Genomic DNA, 15,508 nt, shown 5'->3' with positions numbered 1-15,508 from the left:
CACATTGGAATGCGTTCCCCTGTGGGAGCGGGCTTGCTCGCGAAAGCGGCCTGACAGGCGCCGATTAAACCTCAGGCTTCGGCGCCGGTTGCCACAGTATCTCGGCAATCCCCTGCCGCTTGGCAATCAACCGCGCCACCACAAACAACAAGTCCGACAACCGATTGATGTACGCCAACCCAACCCCGGCCAACGGTTCGACGGCGTTCAAATGCTGACACCGCCGCTCGGCACTGCGCGCCAGGCATCTGCACACATGAGCCTGGGCAATCAACGCCGAGCCACCCGGCAGAATGAAATTCTCCAGCGGCCCCAGTTCTTCATTCCACACATCGATTGCAGTTTCCAGCCGTTCGACTTCTGCCGAGTTCAGTGCCTGATACACCGGCATCGCCAGTTCACCACCCAGATCAAACAACCGATGCTGGCAAGGCGCCAAAACCTCGATCACTTCGTTCAAGCCCGGATACTCGCCACTTTCCGCCGCCAACCCGGCCAATAGCACACCCACCTGACTGTTCAGCGTATCGACTTCGCCAATGGCTTCGATCCGCGGATGATCCTTGGGCACGCGGCGGCCGTCGCCCAGCCCGGTTTCGCCTTTGTCGCCGGTGCGGGTGTAAATCTTCGACAAGCGAAAGCCCATGGTTACCTCGATAGCTGATTGAGTTCTTGAGAGACGAGCGGGGTGCCCGCCAAGGGCAGGCGCAAGGTGAAACACGTGCCTTGGCCCAGGGTCGATTGCACTTCCATCTGACCCTTGTGGTTGTTGGTAATGATGAAATACGAGACCGACAGGCCAAGGCCGGTGCCCTGACCGATTTCCTTGGTGGTGAAGAACGGTTCGAAGGTGCGTTTGCGCACACTCTCGCTCATGCCGATGCCGTTGTCCTCTACCTGGATTTCCGCCCACGGCGGATTCAGCTTGGTACGCAGAATGATCCGTCCCGGCTCGCGGTCGTCTTCACGTTGGTGAATCGCCTGAGCGGCGTTTTTCAGCAGATTGAGCAGCACTTGCTCCAGTTCGTTAGCGGTACCGGGCACGGGGCCGAGTTGCGGATCGAACTGGCGAATGATCGCCTGGCCCTTGAAGTCGAAACCGATCGCCAGGTCGAAGTCGTTGCCGGCGATTTCTACCGCCTGATCGATCAGCGCCGGCAGGTCGCACGGGGCCATTTGCCGGGTACTGCGGCGACTGAAGCTGAGCATGTGCGTGACAATCTTCGCCGCCCGGGCGCCAGCCTGTTGAATGCCATCGAGCAACTGCGGCACTTCACGCGCTTGCAGGTATTTGTTGACCGTTTCCAGCGCGATCCCGGTTTGCTCGGCTTGTTCGAGATTCTTCGGCAGATCAGGCGAAAGGCGTCGGCGAATGTTCTGCACGTTGTGCAGGATCGCGCCCAACGGGTTGTTGATCTCGTGGGCCATACCCGCGGCAAGGCCACCGACCGAGAGCATTTTTTCCGACTGCACCATCATCTCCTCCAGCGACAGGCGCTGGGTGATGTCGTCGATCCGGATCACCACACCACGCCCGGCGCCGCCCATCAGCGGGTAGAACGTCAGCGCGTAGTGCTTGGGTTCTTCGTCCTTGAACCAGGTGACACGCTCGATTTTGGCCACCGTGTGCTGCTCGACGGTTTGCTTGAGTTGCGGCAGAAACGGTTTGAGCGGTTCGAAGGCAAGGAAGATCGGCTGGTTCAAGGCTTCGTCGAGGCGTGTACCAGACAGGGCGCTGGCCTCCTGATTCCACTGCGTCACGTAGAGCTGTTCATCAAGAGCGATCAGCGCCGATGGCATGGAGTCGATGATGCTGTTGAGGTAGTTCTGGAAGCCGGTGAGCTTCTTCTCGATCTTGCTGCGGACCTGAACTTCGAGTTCCAGTTTGCGATTGGTATGACGGGTTTCTTCGGCCAGGCCCTGAGCCTGGTCATACGCGGCCTGGGAATCGTCCCGGGCCCGTTTGAGTTGCTGCTCACGGGCCTCGATCCGCGAGAGCATGGTGTTGAACGCCTCGGCGAGGCTGCCGATTTCGTCATGGTTGCCGCGGGAGGCGCGCAGGGCGTAGTTTTCCTCCCGGGTCACTTGCCGGGACAGCTCTTCGAGTTCATGGATCGGCCGGGTAATCAGGCGTTTGATCTGTCGGGCGATCACCAGCCACAACAGCACACTGAAGATCAGAATCCCGAGGCTGGCGGTGAGGGTGCCGGTGTAGAACGCCATCGGCAGTTCGCTGCTGGCGACCAGTAACAGGTGGCCGGGCGCGGTGCCGGGGCGGGGCAGGGTGATGATTTGATTGCTGCGAAACTCGGTGGCTTGCCAGGATTCGATGTGCCGGTAACGCGTTGGCAGGCTCAGATTTTCGCCATGCTGCAACTGCGCCAGACGCTCGCCCTTGCCGTCATAAAGGGCCGCCGCGCGCAGCGGTGAATAGCTGTTGAGTTCATTGAGCAGGCGTTCGGCGCTTTGCGGTGACTGCAAGGCTTCGGACACCAGGCTGGGGTTGGACACCAGGCGGCCGATGGTCTGCAAGGCCTGAGGTGCCATGCTTTCCTGGGAGATGTAGTACGCGGCGCTGATAAAGGTCAGGTTGGCGACCAGCAGGACGGTGGTCAACAGCACCAGCAGGGCGGCCAGCAATTTCTGGCCGACCGGAAGGTTTTCAAGGCGCTGGCGCAATGGCATCAGGTTCATCGCTGAAAAGGAACAAGTGGCCAGCGTAGCCGCTGCTCAGTCGCTGGGCAATCCAAGGCTGTGCAGATGGGTGATCAACCTTTGCTCCAGTTGATTCAGGTGCGGCAGGTTGAGTTGATGTCTCGCGGCGACTTTGCAGGCATGACCCAATAGATAGCTGATTTCGGTGCGGCGCTGGTTCGCGACGTCCTGGTACATCGAAGAGTAATTGGCGGCGGTCGCGTGAATCACCCGTTCGACTTCCTGTTGAAGGTCCTCGGCCGCTGCTGGCTGACCGCACCGCTCAAGCAGCTCGGTCAATTCGCCGCAAAGGGTGGCGACTTCGCAGCGGTGTTCCTGTAAACCGCCATTACGGCAGTCGTGCAGCACGGTCAGCGGATTGATCGCACAGTTGAGCGCCAGTTTTCGCCACAGCCGGGTCAGAATGTCGGTGCTCCACTCGTGGGGAATACCGGCGGCGCTCACGTCATCCAGCCAGATCGGCGCCACGGGATGCCCGGCATCCCCCAACCAGGTGTAACCGTGGCCGGCGAACACCACGCGCCAGTTGCCATCGCGAAAGGCGCCTTCGGTGCTCGACGCACAAATGCAGCGCGCCTGCGGCACCTGCGTGGCGACGGCGTCCTGGCTGCCAAGACCGTTCTGCAACAGGATCAGCTCGGCGTCGGGGGCCAGGCGCGGAGCCAGTTGGGCCACGGCTTTCTCGGCATCGTAGGCTTTACAGGCCACCAATAGGCGGTTGATTGGTTCACCGCTGTCGGGTGTCTCGGCGGGCACCGGATAGCACTGCGCTTTACCGTGTTCGACCAGCGTCAACCCACCCGCCGCCTCATACGCCTGTAAGCGGGCAGCGTCCCGCACGATCAGCTTGACCGGCACGCCGGCCCGCGCCAGTCGAGTGGCCCATAAGGTGCCAAGGCTGCCGGCGCCCAGAACATGCCAGGTGGTGGACATCAGCTTTTTACTCTGTTTATCGCGCGCATGGGAGGCTCGCAGTGAATGATGGGAAAGACCCGTTATAATCAGCGCGGATTTTAACCGCAAGCCAGGCGTGCTCCATCGTGATCGAGCATGCCCTTTTATTGGAGAGATTACATGCCGTCGTTCGACGTGGTATCCGAACTGGACAAACACGAAGTCACCAACGCGGTCGAGAACGCCGTCAAGGAACTCGATCGTCGTTATGACCTGAAAGGCAAAGGCACCTTCGAGTTCAAGGAAAAGGACCTGACCGTCAACCTGACCGCCGAAGCCGATTTCCAGCTCGAAGCGATGATTGAGATCCTCAAGCTGGCCCTGGTCAAGCGCAAAATCGACGTGCAGTGCCTTGAAGTCAAGGATGCCTATGCGTCGGGCAAACTGATGAAGCAGGAAGCGGTCCTCAAGGAAGGCATCGACAAAGAGCTGGCGAAGAAAATCGTCGCTCATGTCAAAGACGCCAAGCTCAAGGTTCAGGCAGCCATTCAAGGCGAGCAAGTGCGCATTACCGGCAAGAAGCGTGACGATTTGCAGGAAGCCATCGCGGCCCTGCGTGCCAAGACGTTCGATATGCCGCTGCAGTTCAACAACTTCCGCGACTGACCTTTCAGGCGGGAACCTGTGGGAGCGGGCTTGCTCGCGAAAGCGGTGTGTCATTCAACAATGATGTCGACTGATACACCTTTTTCGCGAGCAAGCCCGCTCCCACAGGGATTGTGTTTATTCCGGCGGGTCTTTTTCTGCCGCTTATTTTCGCGTGCCGGATGGCCGGAAATCAGGAGAATGTAGATGGATTTGAATACTGAAGTGGACAACCTGGTCAAGGCGTCTCAAGCCTGGATTCCGATGATCATGGAATACGGCAGCCGCGTGCTGCTGGCGGTGATCACCCTGGCAGTCGGCTGGTGGCTGATCAACAAGGTGACGCAAAAGCTCGGCGGCCTGTTGGCGCTGCGTAACGCCGACCTGGCGTTGCAAGGCTTCATCAGCAGCCTGGCGAACATCATTCTCAAGGTTCTGCTGATCGTCAGCGTCGCCTCGATGATCGGCGTGGAAACCACTTCGTTCGTCGCGGCCATCGGTGCGGCAGGTCTGGCCATCGGCCTGGCCTTGCAGGGCAGCCTGGCGAACTTCGCCGGTGGTGTGCTGATTCTGTTGTTCCGCCCGTTCCGCATTGGTGACTGGATCGAAGCCCAAGGTGTTGCCGGCACGGTCGACAGCATTCAGATCTTCCACACCGTCCTGCGCACCGGCGATAACAAAACCATCATCGTGCCGAACGGCAACCTGTCGAACGGCATCATCACCAACACTAACCGTCAACCGACGCGCAAAGTTGTGTTTGATGTGGGTGTGGATTACGAAGCGGACTTGCAGAAGGCCCGTGAAGTGTTGTTGGAACTGGCCAAAGATCCGCGCGTATTGGCAGATCCGGTACCTCAAGCGGTGGTTTCTACTCTGGGTGACAGTTCAATCACGCTTTCGCTTCGGGTCTGGGTTAAGACTGCGGATTATTGGGACGTGATGTTCATGTTTAACGAACAGTCCCGTGATCGTTTGAAAACTGCCGGTGTTGATGTTCCGTTGCCACAGCGGATGATTCGTGTGGTTCAGGAGTCTGCGGTGCAGTGATTGTTTTTTGATCATGTCTGACTCTTTGGTCAGGCAAGTTCCTCACGGATTTGATCGTTTTAACGCATTGTTTGTAGCCAACGAAAAAAGGCCCATCCGAAGATGGGCCTTTTTTTGATTACCGCGAACTAACTTTCTGTAATTACAGAATGTTGAGCGGGTAGTCGGTGATCAGGCGGAACTCAGAGATATCGCCTTCGCCTTCGTCAGCATTGGCGGTGTGCCATGCTTGACGGATGCGGAACGACAGATCTTTAGCTGGGCCGGATTGAATGACGTACTTAACTTCCACGTTGGTTTCGTGGTGTTTGCCGTCTGCACCGTAAAGCGGGTTGCCGTTACTGTCGCGGTATACGCTGTTAGCAGCAAGACCGGTGCCGTCGATGTTCCAGCCTTTCACGTAACGGGTCATGAAGCTCAGACCTGGAACGCCATACTCAGCCATTTTCAGGTCGTAACGGATCTGGGCAGACTTCTCGCCTGGGGCGTTGAAGTCAGAGTACTGGATGGAGTTGGCGAGGAAGATCGAGTCGCCACCGCGGTTCTGTGCTGGGTTGTGACCACCTACACCGATGTAGTCAAACGGAGTGTCGCCGTTCACTTTCTGGAAGCCCAGGGTCAGGGTGTGCGCTTTCAGGAACGAGAAAGCAGCAGCCAGGGAGTAGGCGTTGTTGCTGATGTCGCCTGCTTTAGCGTTACCGGTGTCCTTGGTGTTGTAGTAGTTACCGTCGAAGTTCAGCGACTGATCGCCACCCAGTGGGAGGGTGTAGTTCGCGTTCGCGTAGTACTGGTTCCAGACGTCTTCGAGCTTGGCACCGTAGAGCGAGAAGCTCAGGTTATCGGTAACGCCATATTTGCCGCCGAAGTAGTCGATGGAGTTGGCTTGCACGCCAGCGTAGGTAGCCCACAGCTCGCCGTCACGGGCGTTCTTGTCCTGGCTGGTCGCCGAGTAGAAGTGACCCGCTTCGAGGTCAAGGTCTTTGACTTCGCTGCTCTGCAGTTGGATACCGCTGGCAGTTTGGTGAAGGATACGGGAACCGCCAACAGCGAACACCGGAGAGGTGCTTGGCTGCATGTCGCCGACTTTCAGCTCGGTCTTGGAGATGCGGAACTTGGCGGCAGCGCCGGCTTTGCCCTGGCTGTTGTTGACTTCGCCATCAGAGCCCACGGACATGTTGCCGGAACCTGCATATTTATCGGAACCGTCCAGCTTAATGGCCAGTTGGCCCCAAGCTTCAACGCCAACACCGATCAGACCTTGGGTGTAGCCAGAGCTGAACATGCCCTGAATGCCCTGGGTCCAGTCTTTGTCGTCGGTTGCGCCGTCGGTCTTGTTACGGTTGTAGTAGTAGTTGCGAACCAGCAAGTCGAGCTTGCTGTCTTCAACAAAACCTTTGGCTTCTGCCTGGTCGCTTACGAAAGGTGCGGCTACTGCCAACTGAGTACTGGCTGCTGCTGCAACTGCCAGTGCGATCATGCTCCACTTCATCACGCGCATCGTGATTTGCTCCTTTGGTTTTAGAAGAGTACTGCCGTCCCACCTGATTTATTATCTGGGCGGCTCTTTCTTTTTGTGTCGGCGCAAACTTATATCACGCCGACCATGTTGGCGATACTTGCGTATCTAACCTTTCAGCTTCTTTACGACCCTGTCGCAAATGGCTTGGTAGATGTCGCAAATTTACAGCCCCGACGCAAGCGGACTGACAACTTTTAACGTTGTTTTCAGGGCCTGAGCATCGGTAAAAAGAGTCCCTGGTGAAACGTTTGAATCTCCATCGGGCAACCCTGCCACTGTTTTTATTTGCCTTAAAGCGTCCACTTCCAGCGGACGCTTTAGAGGCGATGTGGGTGTGAATGCAACAAGCGTGCACAAATCAGAATCCTGCTGCTGTTTTTTTCTGAAAGCCTGCCTGTCGCTGTAAAAACCTCATAAAGCCGGGGTGTTCAAGCACCTTTTGTTCGGGCTTGACGCCATGGTTTGCATCGTGTTGTACCCTCGTGGCCGACTGCGTGACAACCAAAAACGTTACCGGTTCACCCCACCAGTGAGTAGATGGCGGATGCCTGACCGACTCAGCGTAGACGCACTGTGCGGTTTTGGTGCAAAAAATTTTAATCGCTGTACTGAATTCATACAGTGCGCCCGTTTGCCAATCACGAACGCTTCGTTGTTTTTCAGTCAGTTCGGCGTTTTTTGCGTGGTTATTGGTTCTGTAATGGTGCGCCCTGATCGAAAATGACTCATGTCGGGGCGCGTGACCGGTCGTTTGTAGTTTCTCGGGTAGGCTTCGACCATGGTTCGTCGTGAAGCCGGCGGCGTTCGCAGGTATGCTGCCGTCCTGTCGCTTGGTGCGCCGTCTCTCGGGATGGGCGCTAAGCTGAAAAAATGATGACCAGGCGGGAGTGCGCGCAGTGTTCGCTTTAGATCCACGGCTTCAACAAGACACGTTACCGATCGGGGACTTCCCACTCTGCCGGTTGCTGCTGTCCAATGATTCGAACTACCCCTGGTTCATTCTGGTGCCACGTCGCGACGATATCAGTGAGATATTTCAGTTGGATGTCGCCGATCAACAGCAGCTGTGGCAGGAAACGACCGCACTGGCGGAAATGCTCAAGGACTCGTTTGACGCGGACAAATTGAATGTCGCGGCCTTGGGTAACGTCGTCAGTCAGTTGCACATGCATGTGATTGTGCGCAAGCGTGAGGACGCCGCCTGGCCGGCGCCGGTCTGGGGTAAACACCCGGCCAAGCCTTATGGCTCAGAGCAGATCGCGTTGATTCGCGAGCGGTTGCGCCTGGTTTTGACCGATGATTTTACGTTTCTGGAGGGTTGAATCATGAGCCTGGAAGATCGCGTTACCGATCTGGAGAGCCAGCTGGCATTTCAGGATGACACCATCCAGGCATTGAGTGATGTGCTGGCGACGCAGCAGCGTGCGGTTGAGCGCCTGCAACTGCAAATGACCGCCTTGCTCAAGCGGCAAGAGGAAATGGCCGGTCAGTTCGAGACGTTTGAAGAAGAAGCGCCACCGCCGCATTACTAAGTGTGATCAGCAGACGGGCAATAAAAAACCGCGAACAGCCAGGCTGTTCGCGGTTTTTTTTAGCCTTGAATCAGCGGCGCGGCAGAGCGGCGATCACATCTTCGGCTTGCAGGCCTTTGTCACGATTCATGACGGAGAACTCCACGCGCTGGCCTTCGACCAGGACGCGGTGACCTTCGCCACGAATAGCCCGGAAATGCACGAAAATATCATCGCCGGAATCACGGGAAATAAAGCCGAAGCCTTTAGAGGTGTTGAACCACTTGACGGTACCGGTATCGCGGTTGCTCATGTCATAGCTTGGCGAGGCGGCGGCCGGTGAAGATTTGTAGAAACTGATGGCCAGGTGCAGAAAAACGGCAATCAGGGCTGCGACCAGGCTGAACAGAACAGCAGGTTGACCGGCAATGACAGGCATTGGCGCGATCAGCGTCAGGGTTTGCAGGACGACGGCCAGAACCAGCAGGGCGCTGACCAGGTTTTGCAGTTGATGACGCGGGCCTTTGTTCCAGTAAGGGATAACAGGAGCGAGGGTGAGGTTGAGCAGGCCGAAAAAGGCCAGGTACAGCGCATCGGGTTGTTGCAGGTAAGGTACGGCTTCGGATCGCAGGCTAGGGATGAAGGACAACAGCAAGGCTGCTGCGCCCATTAGCAGGTGGACAATTTTCAACATTTTGAGTAACTCACGTTAAGACGGATCACAAGGAAGAGCTGATTGAGCACGGTTCGCTTCAGAACAATAAGAGGCGTTGGACACGTACCCGGTACCAGCCTATGCGCAGCCCCCGGAAAATAGGCGGTAGCGACACACTGCCTATTTAACAGCAAAGCCTGCGGCTACTCAAATCAGCCAGTCCAGCGGTGCCCTGAGGGTCGATTTGTCGCGTAAGTGTCTTTCTGTTGAATGATATTGCGCTCAGGCGTGTAGGAAAATGGCCGGCCTAGGACGGTCTCCATGATCGCCCTTCAGTTGTTGGCTTATCCTACGTTGATGGTCATAAAGTCATCTGGATATACCTTTGCGCCTGCGCTTTTATAAGGCAACAGATATTGCTCTTAAAGAAGGCAAGGATGGCTAAGGAGTATCAACGATATGGATTACGAAGACAGGAGAAGCGAGGGGAGGGTCGGCCCGGTCAAGGAGATAAGGATCGATCCATTTGTCAGCGAATTTGATATGGGCCTGGCCCAGCCTTTATCCCGGTCGGTGCGTTTGAATGGCTTCGCCACCTGCTTGCGGCTTGAGCAGGTCTATTGGGATATTTTGGGCGACATGGCCAAGGACAACTGCTGTACGGTCAGTGCGCTGTTGTCCCATGTGGACCGCGAGGTGCATTTACGTCACGGCGGGGTCAAGAACTTCACCGGGCTGGTGCGGGTTGTGTGCGTCGTGCACAGCCTGAAGGAAGGCGGCTGCGTCGCCATGCCTTAGCCACAAGGGGTGGAATGGGTAGAGTGTCGGTCTGTGCAGTCTTACGGCTGCACAGGCTGCATTTAATGGATATAATCCCGCTCTTTGCCGCAAAACCCAGCGTGTGCGGTAGCAATCTGATCGCCGAGACAACCCCCATGCCGATGTACGACTATCAATGTGCTTCCTGTGGTCATCAGTTGGAAGCCATTCAAAAGATCAGCGCAGCACCGCTGGTCGACTGCCCTGCCTGCCAGGCGCCAGAGCTTAAGAAGATGCTGTCCATGCCGGGCTTCCGCCTTAGCGGCACCGGCTGGTACGAAACCGATTTCAAGACCGGTTCCAAGAAGAATCTGGCCGGCGGCGACAAAGCTGACTAGGGTCTTGAACCTGAGTTGAACGACACGTGCGAGCTCTTGCCTCATCTGGCGCCTTTCACAAGGGCAGGATATGAGCAAGGTCTCCAACCGAATTTCGATTACGAGAAGTGAAACCACTACCATGATGCGCAGCCATTATTGCGGCCAACTGAACGAAAGCCTGGAAGGCCAGGAAATTACCCTTTGCGGATGGGTTCACCGTCGCCGTGACCACGGTGGGGTGATTTTCCTCGATATCCGTGATCGTGACGGTCTGGCCCAGGTGGTGTTCGATCCGGACCGCGCTGAATCCTTCGCCGCCGCCGATCGCGTGCGCAGCGAATACGTGGTCAAGATCACCGGCAAGGTGCGCCTGCGCCCGGCCGGTGCCACCAACGCCAACATGGCGTCGGGCATGATCGAAGTGCTGGGCTACGAACTTGAAGTGCTGAACGAGTCGGAAACCCCGCCGTTCCCGCTCAACGAGTTCTCCGACGTCGGCGAAGAAACCCGCCTGCGTTATCGCTTCCTCGACCTGCGTCGCCCGGAAATGCTCGAGAAGCTGCGTCTGCGCTCGCGCATGACCACCAGCATCCGTCGCTTCCTGGACGAGAACGGCTTCCTCGACGTCGAGACGCCGATCCTGACCCGTGCCACCCCGGAAGGCGCTCGCGACTACCTGGTGCCGAGCCGTACCCACGCCGGTTCCTTCTTCGCTTTGCCTCAATCGCCACAGCTGTTCAAGCAGCTGCTGATGGTCGCCGGCTTCGACCGTTACTACCAGATCGCCAAGTGCTTCCGCGACGAAGACCTGCGTGCCGACCGTCAGCCGGAATTCACCCAGATCGACATCGAGACCAGCTTCCTCGATGAAAAAGAGATCATGGGCATCACCGAACAAATGATCCGCAACCTGTTCAAGGAAGTGCTGGATCTGGAATTCGGCGACTTCCCGCACATGACCTTCGAAGAGGCCATGCGTCGTTACGGTTCCGACAAACCGGACCTGCGTAACCCGCTGGAACTGGTTGACGTTGCCGACCAACTGAAAGACGTCGATTTCAAGGTGTTCAGCGGCCCGGCCAACGACCCGAAATGCCGTATTGCCGCCCTGCGCGTTCCAGGTGCTGCGAGCATGCCGCGCAAGCAGATCGACGACTACACCAAGTTCGTCGGCATCTACGGTGCCAAGGGCCTGGCGTACATCAAGGTCAACGAGCGCGCCAAAGGTGTTGAAGGCCTGCAGTCGCCAATCGTCAAGAACATCCCTGAAGCCAACCTCAATGTGATCCTCGATCGCGTTGGCGCGGTTGACGGCGACATCGTGTTCTTCGGTGCCGACAAAGCCAAGATCGTCAGCGAAGCCTTGGGCGCGCTGCGGATCAAGGTCGGTAACGACCTGGAACTGTTGACCTGCAAGTGGGCGCCGATGTGGGTCGTCGACTTCCCGATGTTCGAAGAGAACGACGACGGTAGCTTCACTGCCTTACACCACCCGTTCACCGCGCCGAAGTGCACCCCGGAAGAACTGGAAGCCAACCCGGCGACCGCTCTGTCCCGTGCCTACGACATGGTCCTGAACGGCACCGAGCTGGGTGGCGGTTCGATCCGTATCCACCGCAAGGAAATGCAGCAGACGGTGTTCCGCCTGTTGGGTATCAATGAAGCGGAACAGGAAGAGAAATTCGGCTTCTTGCTCGACGCCCTGAAGTACGGCGCGCCGCCACACGGTGGTTTGGCCTTCGGTCTGGATCGTCTGGTGATGCTGATGACCGGCGCCCAGTCGATCCGTGAAGTGATCGCCTTCCCGAAAACCCAGAGCGCGGCTGACGTCATGACTCAGGCTCCGGGTGCTGTAGATGCCAAGGCATTGCGCGAACTGCACATTCGTCTGCGCGAAACGCCTAAAGCTGAGTAAGGCTGACCAGAAGGGCGCATCTTCGGATGCGCCCTTTCTTTATAGAGTGGTCGAGATTTTTGTTTGCTGGCTGGCGCCTCATGGCGCGGCGGGCAATGTTTCAAAGAGAATTCGGAGCGAGATATGGCGGGTCATTCCAAGTGGGCGAACATCAAGCACCGCAAAGAACGTCAGGATGCCAAGAAGGGCAAGATTTTCACCAAGTGGATTCGTGAACTGACCGTTGCTGCCCGTCAGGGCGGTGGTGATCCGGGTTCCAACCCGCGTTTGCGTCTGGCGCTGGACAAGGCCCTCGGCGCGAACATGAGCCGCGACATCATTGATCGCGCGGTGGCCCGCGGCGCCGGTGCTGCCGACACCGACGACATGGTCGAACTGAGCTACGAAGGCTACGGCCCGGGCGGCGTGGCGGTGATGGTCGAGTGCATGACCGACAACCGCAATCGCACCGCAGCCGCTGTTCGCCACGCGTTCAGCAAGTGCGGCGGCAACCTCGGTACGGACGGTTCGGTGGCCTATCTGTTCGAGCGCAAGGGGCAGATTTCCTTCGCGCCGGGCGTCGATGAAGATGCGCTGATGGAAGCGGCAATGGAGGCCGATGCCGATGACGTGGTGACCCACGAAGACGGCTCCATCGACGTATTCACCTCGTTCGCCGGTTTCTACTCGGTGCGTAACACGCTGGAAGCGGCCGGTTTCAAAGGTGATGACGCGGAAATCGTGATGTTGCCGACCACCAGTGCCGAACTGGATCTGGAAGGCGCCGAGAAGGTTCTCAAGCTGATCGACATGCTTGAAGACCTGGATGACGTGCAGAACGTTTATTCCAACGCGGACATTCCAGAGTCGGTAGCCGCGCAGCTCGGTTAAGGGCGACTAAGATCCAATGTGGGAGCTGGCTTGCCTGCGATGGCATCACTTCGGTCTGTCTGATACACCGAGGTGATGCCATCGCAGGCAAGCCAGCTCCCACAATTGTTATTCGCTGTATTGAATACCGTGCTTTTACTTAACCCGCAGGCGTTATGACTTTAATTCTTGGTATCGACCCCGGTTCGCGCATTACCGGTTATGGCGTGGTGCGTGATACCGGGCGTGGTTGCGTGTACGTGGCGTCGGGCTGCATTCGCACAGGTTCCGGCGAGCTGCATGAACGCCTGCAAATCGTCTATCGCGGTGTACGCGAAGTCATCCAGACCTACGGCCCGGTGACCATGGGCATCGAAAAAGTCTTCATGGCGCGCAACGCCGACTCTGCGCTGAAACTTGGCCAGGCCCGCGGCGCAGCCATCGTTGCCGGGGCGGAAGAGAGCCTGGAAATCGCTGAGTACACCGCGACCCAGGTCAAGCAGGCGGTGACCGGGACCGGCGCGGCGAATAAAGAACAGGTGCAAATGATGGTCATGCACATGCTGAAACTGACCAGCAAGCCGCAAATCGATGCCTCGGACGCCCTGGCCATTGCCATTTGCCATGCTCACACCCGTTCCAGCCTGTTGCCCCATGGCCTGGGTACGGCACGCAGTCGTGGCGGGCGCCTGCGTCTCTGATAGCATCAGCAATCATTTTTTATGGAACGAGGGTTTTGCGCCTGTGTCGTCGGCGCAAAACCCTTGTTCTGTCAGTCGCCAGCACTGATCTGGCCAACGCTCAAGGATCTGAAACGTGATTGGACGCTTGCGCGGCACACTGGCTGAGAAACAGCCGCCGCACCTGATTCTGGATGTAAACGGTCTGGGGTATGAGCTGGAAGTGCCCATGACCACGCTGTATCGCTTGCCGTCGGTCGGTGAACCGCTGACCTTGCACACCCATTTGGTCGTACGCGAAGACGCGCAGTTACTCTATGGCTTCTTCGGCAAGCGTGAGCGAGACTTTTTTCGCGAGTTGATCCGTCTCAATGGTGTAGGGCCGAAACTGGCCCTGGCCCTGATGTCGAGCCTGGAAGTCGATGAACTGGTCCGCTGCGTACAGTCCCAGGACACCTCGGCCCTGACCAAGGTGCCAGGTGTGGGCAAGAAGACTGCCGAGCGTTTGCTGGTGGAACTCAAGGACCGCTTCAAGGCGTGGGAAACGGTGCCGGCGATGTTCGCTTTGGTACCAAACCAGCCGGGTGGGCCAGATACGACGCCGGTCGCCACCGCCGAAAATGACGCGGTCAGCGCGCTGATCTCCCTGGGCTACAAGCCGCAGGAAGCCAGCAAGGCGATTTCTGCGATCAAGGAGAAAGGTTTGAGCAGTGAAGACATGATTCGTCGTGCCCTGAAGGGAATGATCTAAGTGATTGAAGCTGATCGTCTGATTACGGCCACGTCTGGCCCTCGTGACCGCGAAGAAGTCCAGGACCGGGCGATACGTCCTGTCAGTCTGGCCGAGTACATTGGCCAGCCGACCGTTCGCGAGCAAATGGAGTTGTTCATCCAGGCTGCCCGTGGGCGCAATGAATCCCTGGACCACACGCTGATTTTCGGCCCGCCGGGTCTGGGTAAAACCACCCTGGCCAACATCATCGCCCAGGAAATGGGCGTTTCGATCAAGAGCACCTCGGGCCCTGTGCTTGAACGCCCGGGTGATCTGGCTGCGCTGCTGACTAATCTTGAGCCACACGACGTGCTATTCATCGACGAAATCCATCGGCTCTCGCCGATCGTCGAAGAAGTGCTGTACCCGGCCATGGAAGATTTCCAGCTCGACATCATGATCGGCGAAGGGCCGGCCGCGCGCTCGATCAAGCTTGATCTGCCACCGTTCACCCTGGTCGGTGCGACGACGCGGGCGGGAATGCTGACCAATCCGCTGCGCGACCGTTTCGGGATCGTCCAGCGCCTTGAGTTCTACAACACCGCTGACTTGGCAACGATTGTCAGTCGTTCGGCTACCATCCTCGGCTTGCCGCTGGACCCGGAAGGCGCCTTCGAAATCGCCCGTCGTGCCCGTGGTACGCCGCGGATCGCCAACCGCTTGCTGCGCCGGGTTCGGGATTTCGCTGAAGTTCGCGCCAAGGGCCACATCACCAAACCGATCGCCGACCTGGCCTTGAACCTGCTGGATGTCGACGAGCGCGGCTTCGATCACCAGGATCGACGTCTGTTGTTGACCATGATCGAGAAGTTCGACGGTGGACCGGTCGGGGTCGATAGCCTCGCCGCAGCCATCAGTGAAGAGCGCCACACCATTGAAGACGTGCTGGAGCCGTACCTGATCCAGCAGGGCTACATCATGCGTACGCCGCGGGGGCGAGTGGTGACCCGGCATGCGTACTTGCACTTCGGTTTAAACATCCCGTCACGATTGGGCGAGATGCCCGTGGTAGACGAGTTCCTCGATGCCGTGGACGATTAATAACCTTTGCGCGCTGATTTATTCGGGGTTTGTGCGGTCTCAGGACCGTACTTTCGCCAGAAAGCCGTGAATCAATGAAAAACAGTTGCCTGGCCGGATTGGCAACCTGAGGAGTAAGCACTA

The 15,508-nt window shown here is 57.8% G+C and carries 16 protein-coding genes; 11 read left to right on the top strand and 5 right to left on the bottom strand.

What is annotated here, in order from left to right; genetic code table 11:
* Positions 1–64: 64 nt before the first annotated feature.
* Genes ACYZTZ_RS21750 through ACYZTZ_RS21740 form a run of 3 tightly spaced genes read right to left on the bottom strand, consistent with a single transcriptional unit; the run spans position 65 to position 3,648 of the window.
* Positions 65–646 (bottom strand): cob(I)yrinic acid a,c-diamide adenosyltransferase, encoded by a 582-nt coding sequence (locus ACYZTZ_RS21750; protein WP_461999667.1) that lies wholly within the window; start codon positions 644–646, stop codon positions 65–67.
* 2 nt (positions 647–648) lie between these two features.
* Positions 649–2,685 carry a sensor histidine kinase gene (locus ACYZTZ_RS21745; RefSeq protein WP_461999666.1) on the bottom strand — a complete coding sequence of 679 codons (2,037 nt, stop codon included), beginning with the start codon at positions 2,683–2,685 and terminating at the stop codon, positions 649–651.
* Positions 2,686–2,730: 45 nt separating this feature from the next.
* Positions 2,731–3,648, bottom strand: coding sequence for a putative 2-dehydropantoate 2-reductase (locus ACYZTZ_RS21740; protein ID WP_461999665.1), 918 nt, complete (start codon positions 3,646–3,648; stop codon positions 2,731–2,733).
* Positions 3,649–3,789: 141 nt separating this feature from the next.
* Here ACYZTZ_RS21740 and ACYZTZ_RS21735 point away from each other — a divergent pair, with 141 nt between their 5' ends.
* Together ACYZTZ_RS21735 and ACYZTZ_RS21730 are read left to right on the top strand one after the other, a co-directional pair.
* Positions 3,790–4,275 (top strand): YajQ family cyclic di-GMP-binding protein, encoded by a 486-nt coding sequence (locus ACYZTZ_RS21735; RefSeq protein WP_007906601.1) that lies wholly within the window; start codon positions 3,790–3,792, stop codon positions 4,273–4,275.
* Positions 4,276–4,461: 186 nt separating this feature from the next.
* Positions 4,462–5,304 (top strand): mechanosensitive ion channel family protein, encoded by an 843-nt coding sequence (locus ACYZTZ_RS21730; protein WP_461999664.1) that lies wholly within the window; start codon positions 4,462–4,464, stop codon positions 5,302–5,304.
* Positions 5,305–5,446: 142 nt separating this feature from the next.
* On the opposite strand, the gene ACYZTZ_RS21725 is transcribed toward ACYZTZ_RS21730, so the two are convergent.
* A complete protein-coding gene (locus ACYZTZ_RS21725; RefSeq protein ID WP_461999663.1) occupies positions 5,447–6,802 on the bottom strand; it encodes an OprD family porin in 1,356 nt (451 codons plus the stop codon).
* Positions 6,803–7,719: 917 nt separating this feature from the next.
* Here ACYZTZ_RS21725 and ACYZTZ_RS21720 point away from each other — a divergent pair.
* On the top strand, positions 7,720–8,145 hold the full coding sequence (locus tag ACYZTZ_RS21720; RefSeq protein ID WP_095132741.1) for an HIT domain-containing protein: 426 nt from the start codon (positions 7,720–7,722) through the stop codon (positions 8,143–8,145).
* Positions 8,146–8,148: 3 nt separating this feature from the next.
* The gene (locus ACYZTZ_RS21715; protein WP_046049666.1) at positions 8,149–8,355 is read left to right on the top strand and encodes a SlyX family protein; all 207 of its coding nucleotides are present in this window, start codon (positions 8,149–8,151) and stop codon (positions 8,353–8,355) included.
* 70 nt (positions 8,356–8,425) lie between these two features.
* Here the strand turns inward: ACYZTZ_RS21715 and ACYZTZ_RS21710 are convergent, their stop codons facing one another.
* Complete coding sequence (locus tag ACYZTZ_RS21710) at positions 8,426–9,028, bottom strand: cold-shock protein (RefSeq protein WP_056741398.1); 603 nt, start codon at positions 9,026–9,028, stop codon at positions 8,426–8,428.
* A 420-nt stretch (positions 9,029–9,448) separates the two neighbouring features.
* On the opposite strand from ACYZTZ_RS21710, the gene ACYZTZ_RS21705 reads away from it, so the two are divergent.
* The 7 genes from ACYZTZ_RS21705 to ruvB all read left to right on the top strand — a co-directional run bounded on the left by ACYZTZ_RS21705 (position 9,449) and on the right by ruvB (position 15,385).
* Positions 9,449–9,787 carry a ribbon-helix-helix domain-containing protein gene (locus ACYZTZ_RS21705; protein WP_461999662.1) on the top strand — a complete coding sequence of 113 codons (339 nt, stop codon included), beginning with the start codon at positions 9,449–9,451 and terminating at the stop codon, positions 9,785–9,787.
* A 137-nt stretch (positions 9,788–9,924) separates the two neighbouring features.
* The gene (locus ACYZTZ_RS21700) at positions 9,925–10,146 is read left to right on the top strand and encodes an FmdB family zinc ribbon protein (RefSeq protein ID WP_010457489.1); all 222 of its coding nucleotides are present in this window, start codon (positions 9,925–9,927) and stop codon (positions 10,144–10,146) included.
* A 121-nt stretch (positions 10,147–10,267) separates the two neighbouring features.
* Positions 10,268–12,043 carry an aspartate--tRNA ligase gene (gene aspS, locus ACYZTZ_RS21695; RefSeq protein WP_056741400.1) on the top strand — a complete coding sequence of 592 codons (1,776 nt, stop codon included), beginning with the start codon at positions 10,268–10,270 and terminating at the stop codon, positions 12,041–12,043.
* A 123-nt stretch (positions 12,044–12,166) separates the two neighbouring features.
* On the top strand, positions 12,167–12,913 hold the full coding sequence (locus ACYZTZ_RS21690; RefSeq protein ID WP_461999661.1) for a YebC/PmpR family DNA-binding transcriptional regulator: 747 nt from the start codon (positions 12,167–12,169) through the stop codon (positions 12,911–12,913).
* A 155-nt stretch (positions 12,914–13,068) separates the two neighbouring features.
* Positions 13,069–13,593: a crossover junction endodeoxyribonuclease RuvC gene (gene ruvC, locus ACYZTZ_RS21685; protein WP_008147379.1), complete on the top strand. Its 525-nt coding sequence runs from the start codon at positions 13,069–13,071 to the stop codon at positions 13,591–13,593.
* Positions 13,594–13,708: 115 nt separating this feature from the next.
* Positions 13,709–14,323: a Holliday junction branch migration protein RuvA gene (ruvA, locus tag ACYZTZ_RS21680; RefSeq protein ID WP_046049661.1), complete on the top strand. Its 615-nt coding sequence runs from the start codon at positions 13,709–13,711 to the stop codon at positions 14,321–14,323.
* The gene (gene ruvB / locus ACYZTZ_RS21675; protein ID WP_461999660.1) at positions 14,324–15,385 is read left to right on the top strand and encodes a Holliday junction branch migration DNA helicase RuvB; all 1,062 of its coding nucleotides are present in this window, start codon (positions 14,324–14,326) and stop codon (positions 15,383–15,385) included.
* The last annotated feature ends 123 nt before the right edge of the window (positions 15,386–15,508 follow it).

It is taken from the genome of Pseudomonas sp. LB3P58 (assembly GCF_054897895.1).
Note: the sequence above shows the minus strand (reverse complement) of the source record. Positions and strands in the feature narration are given on the sequence as shown.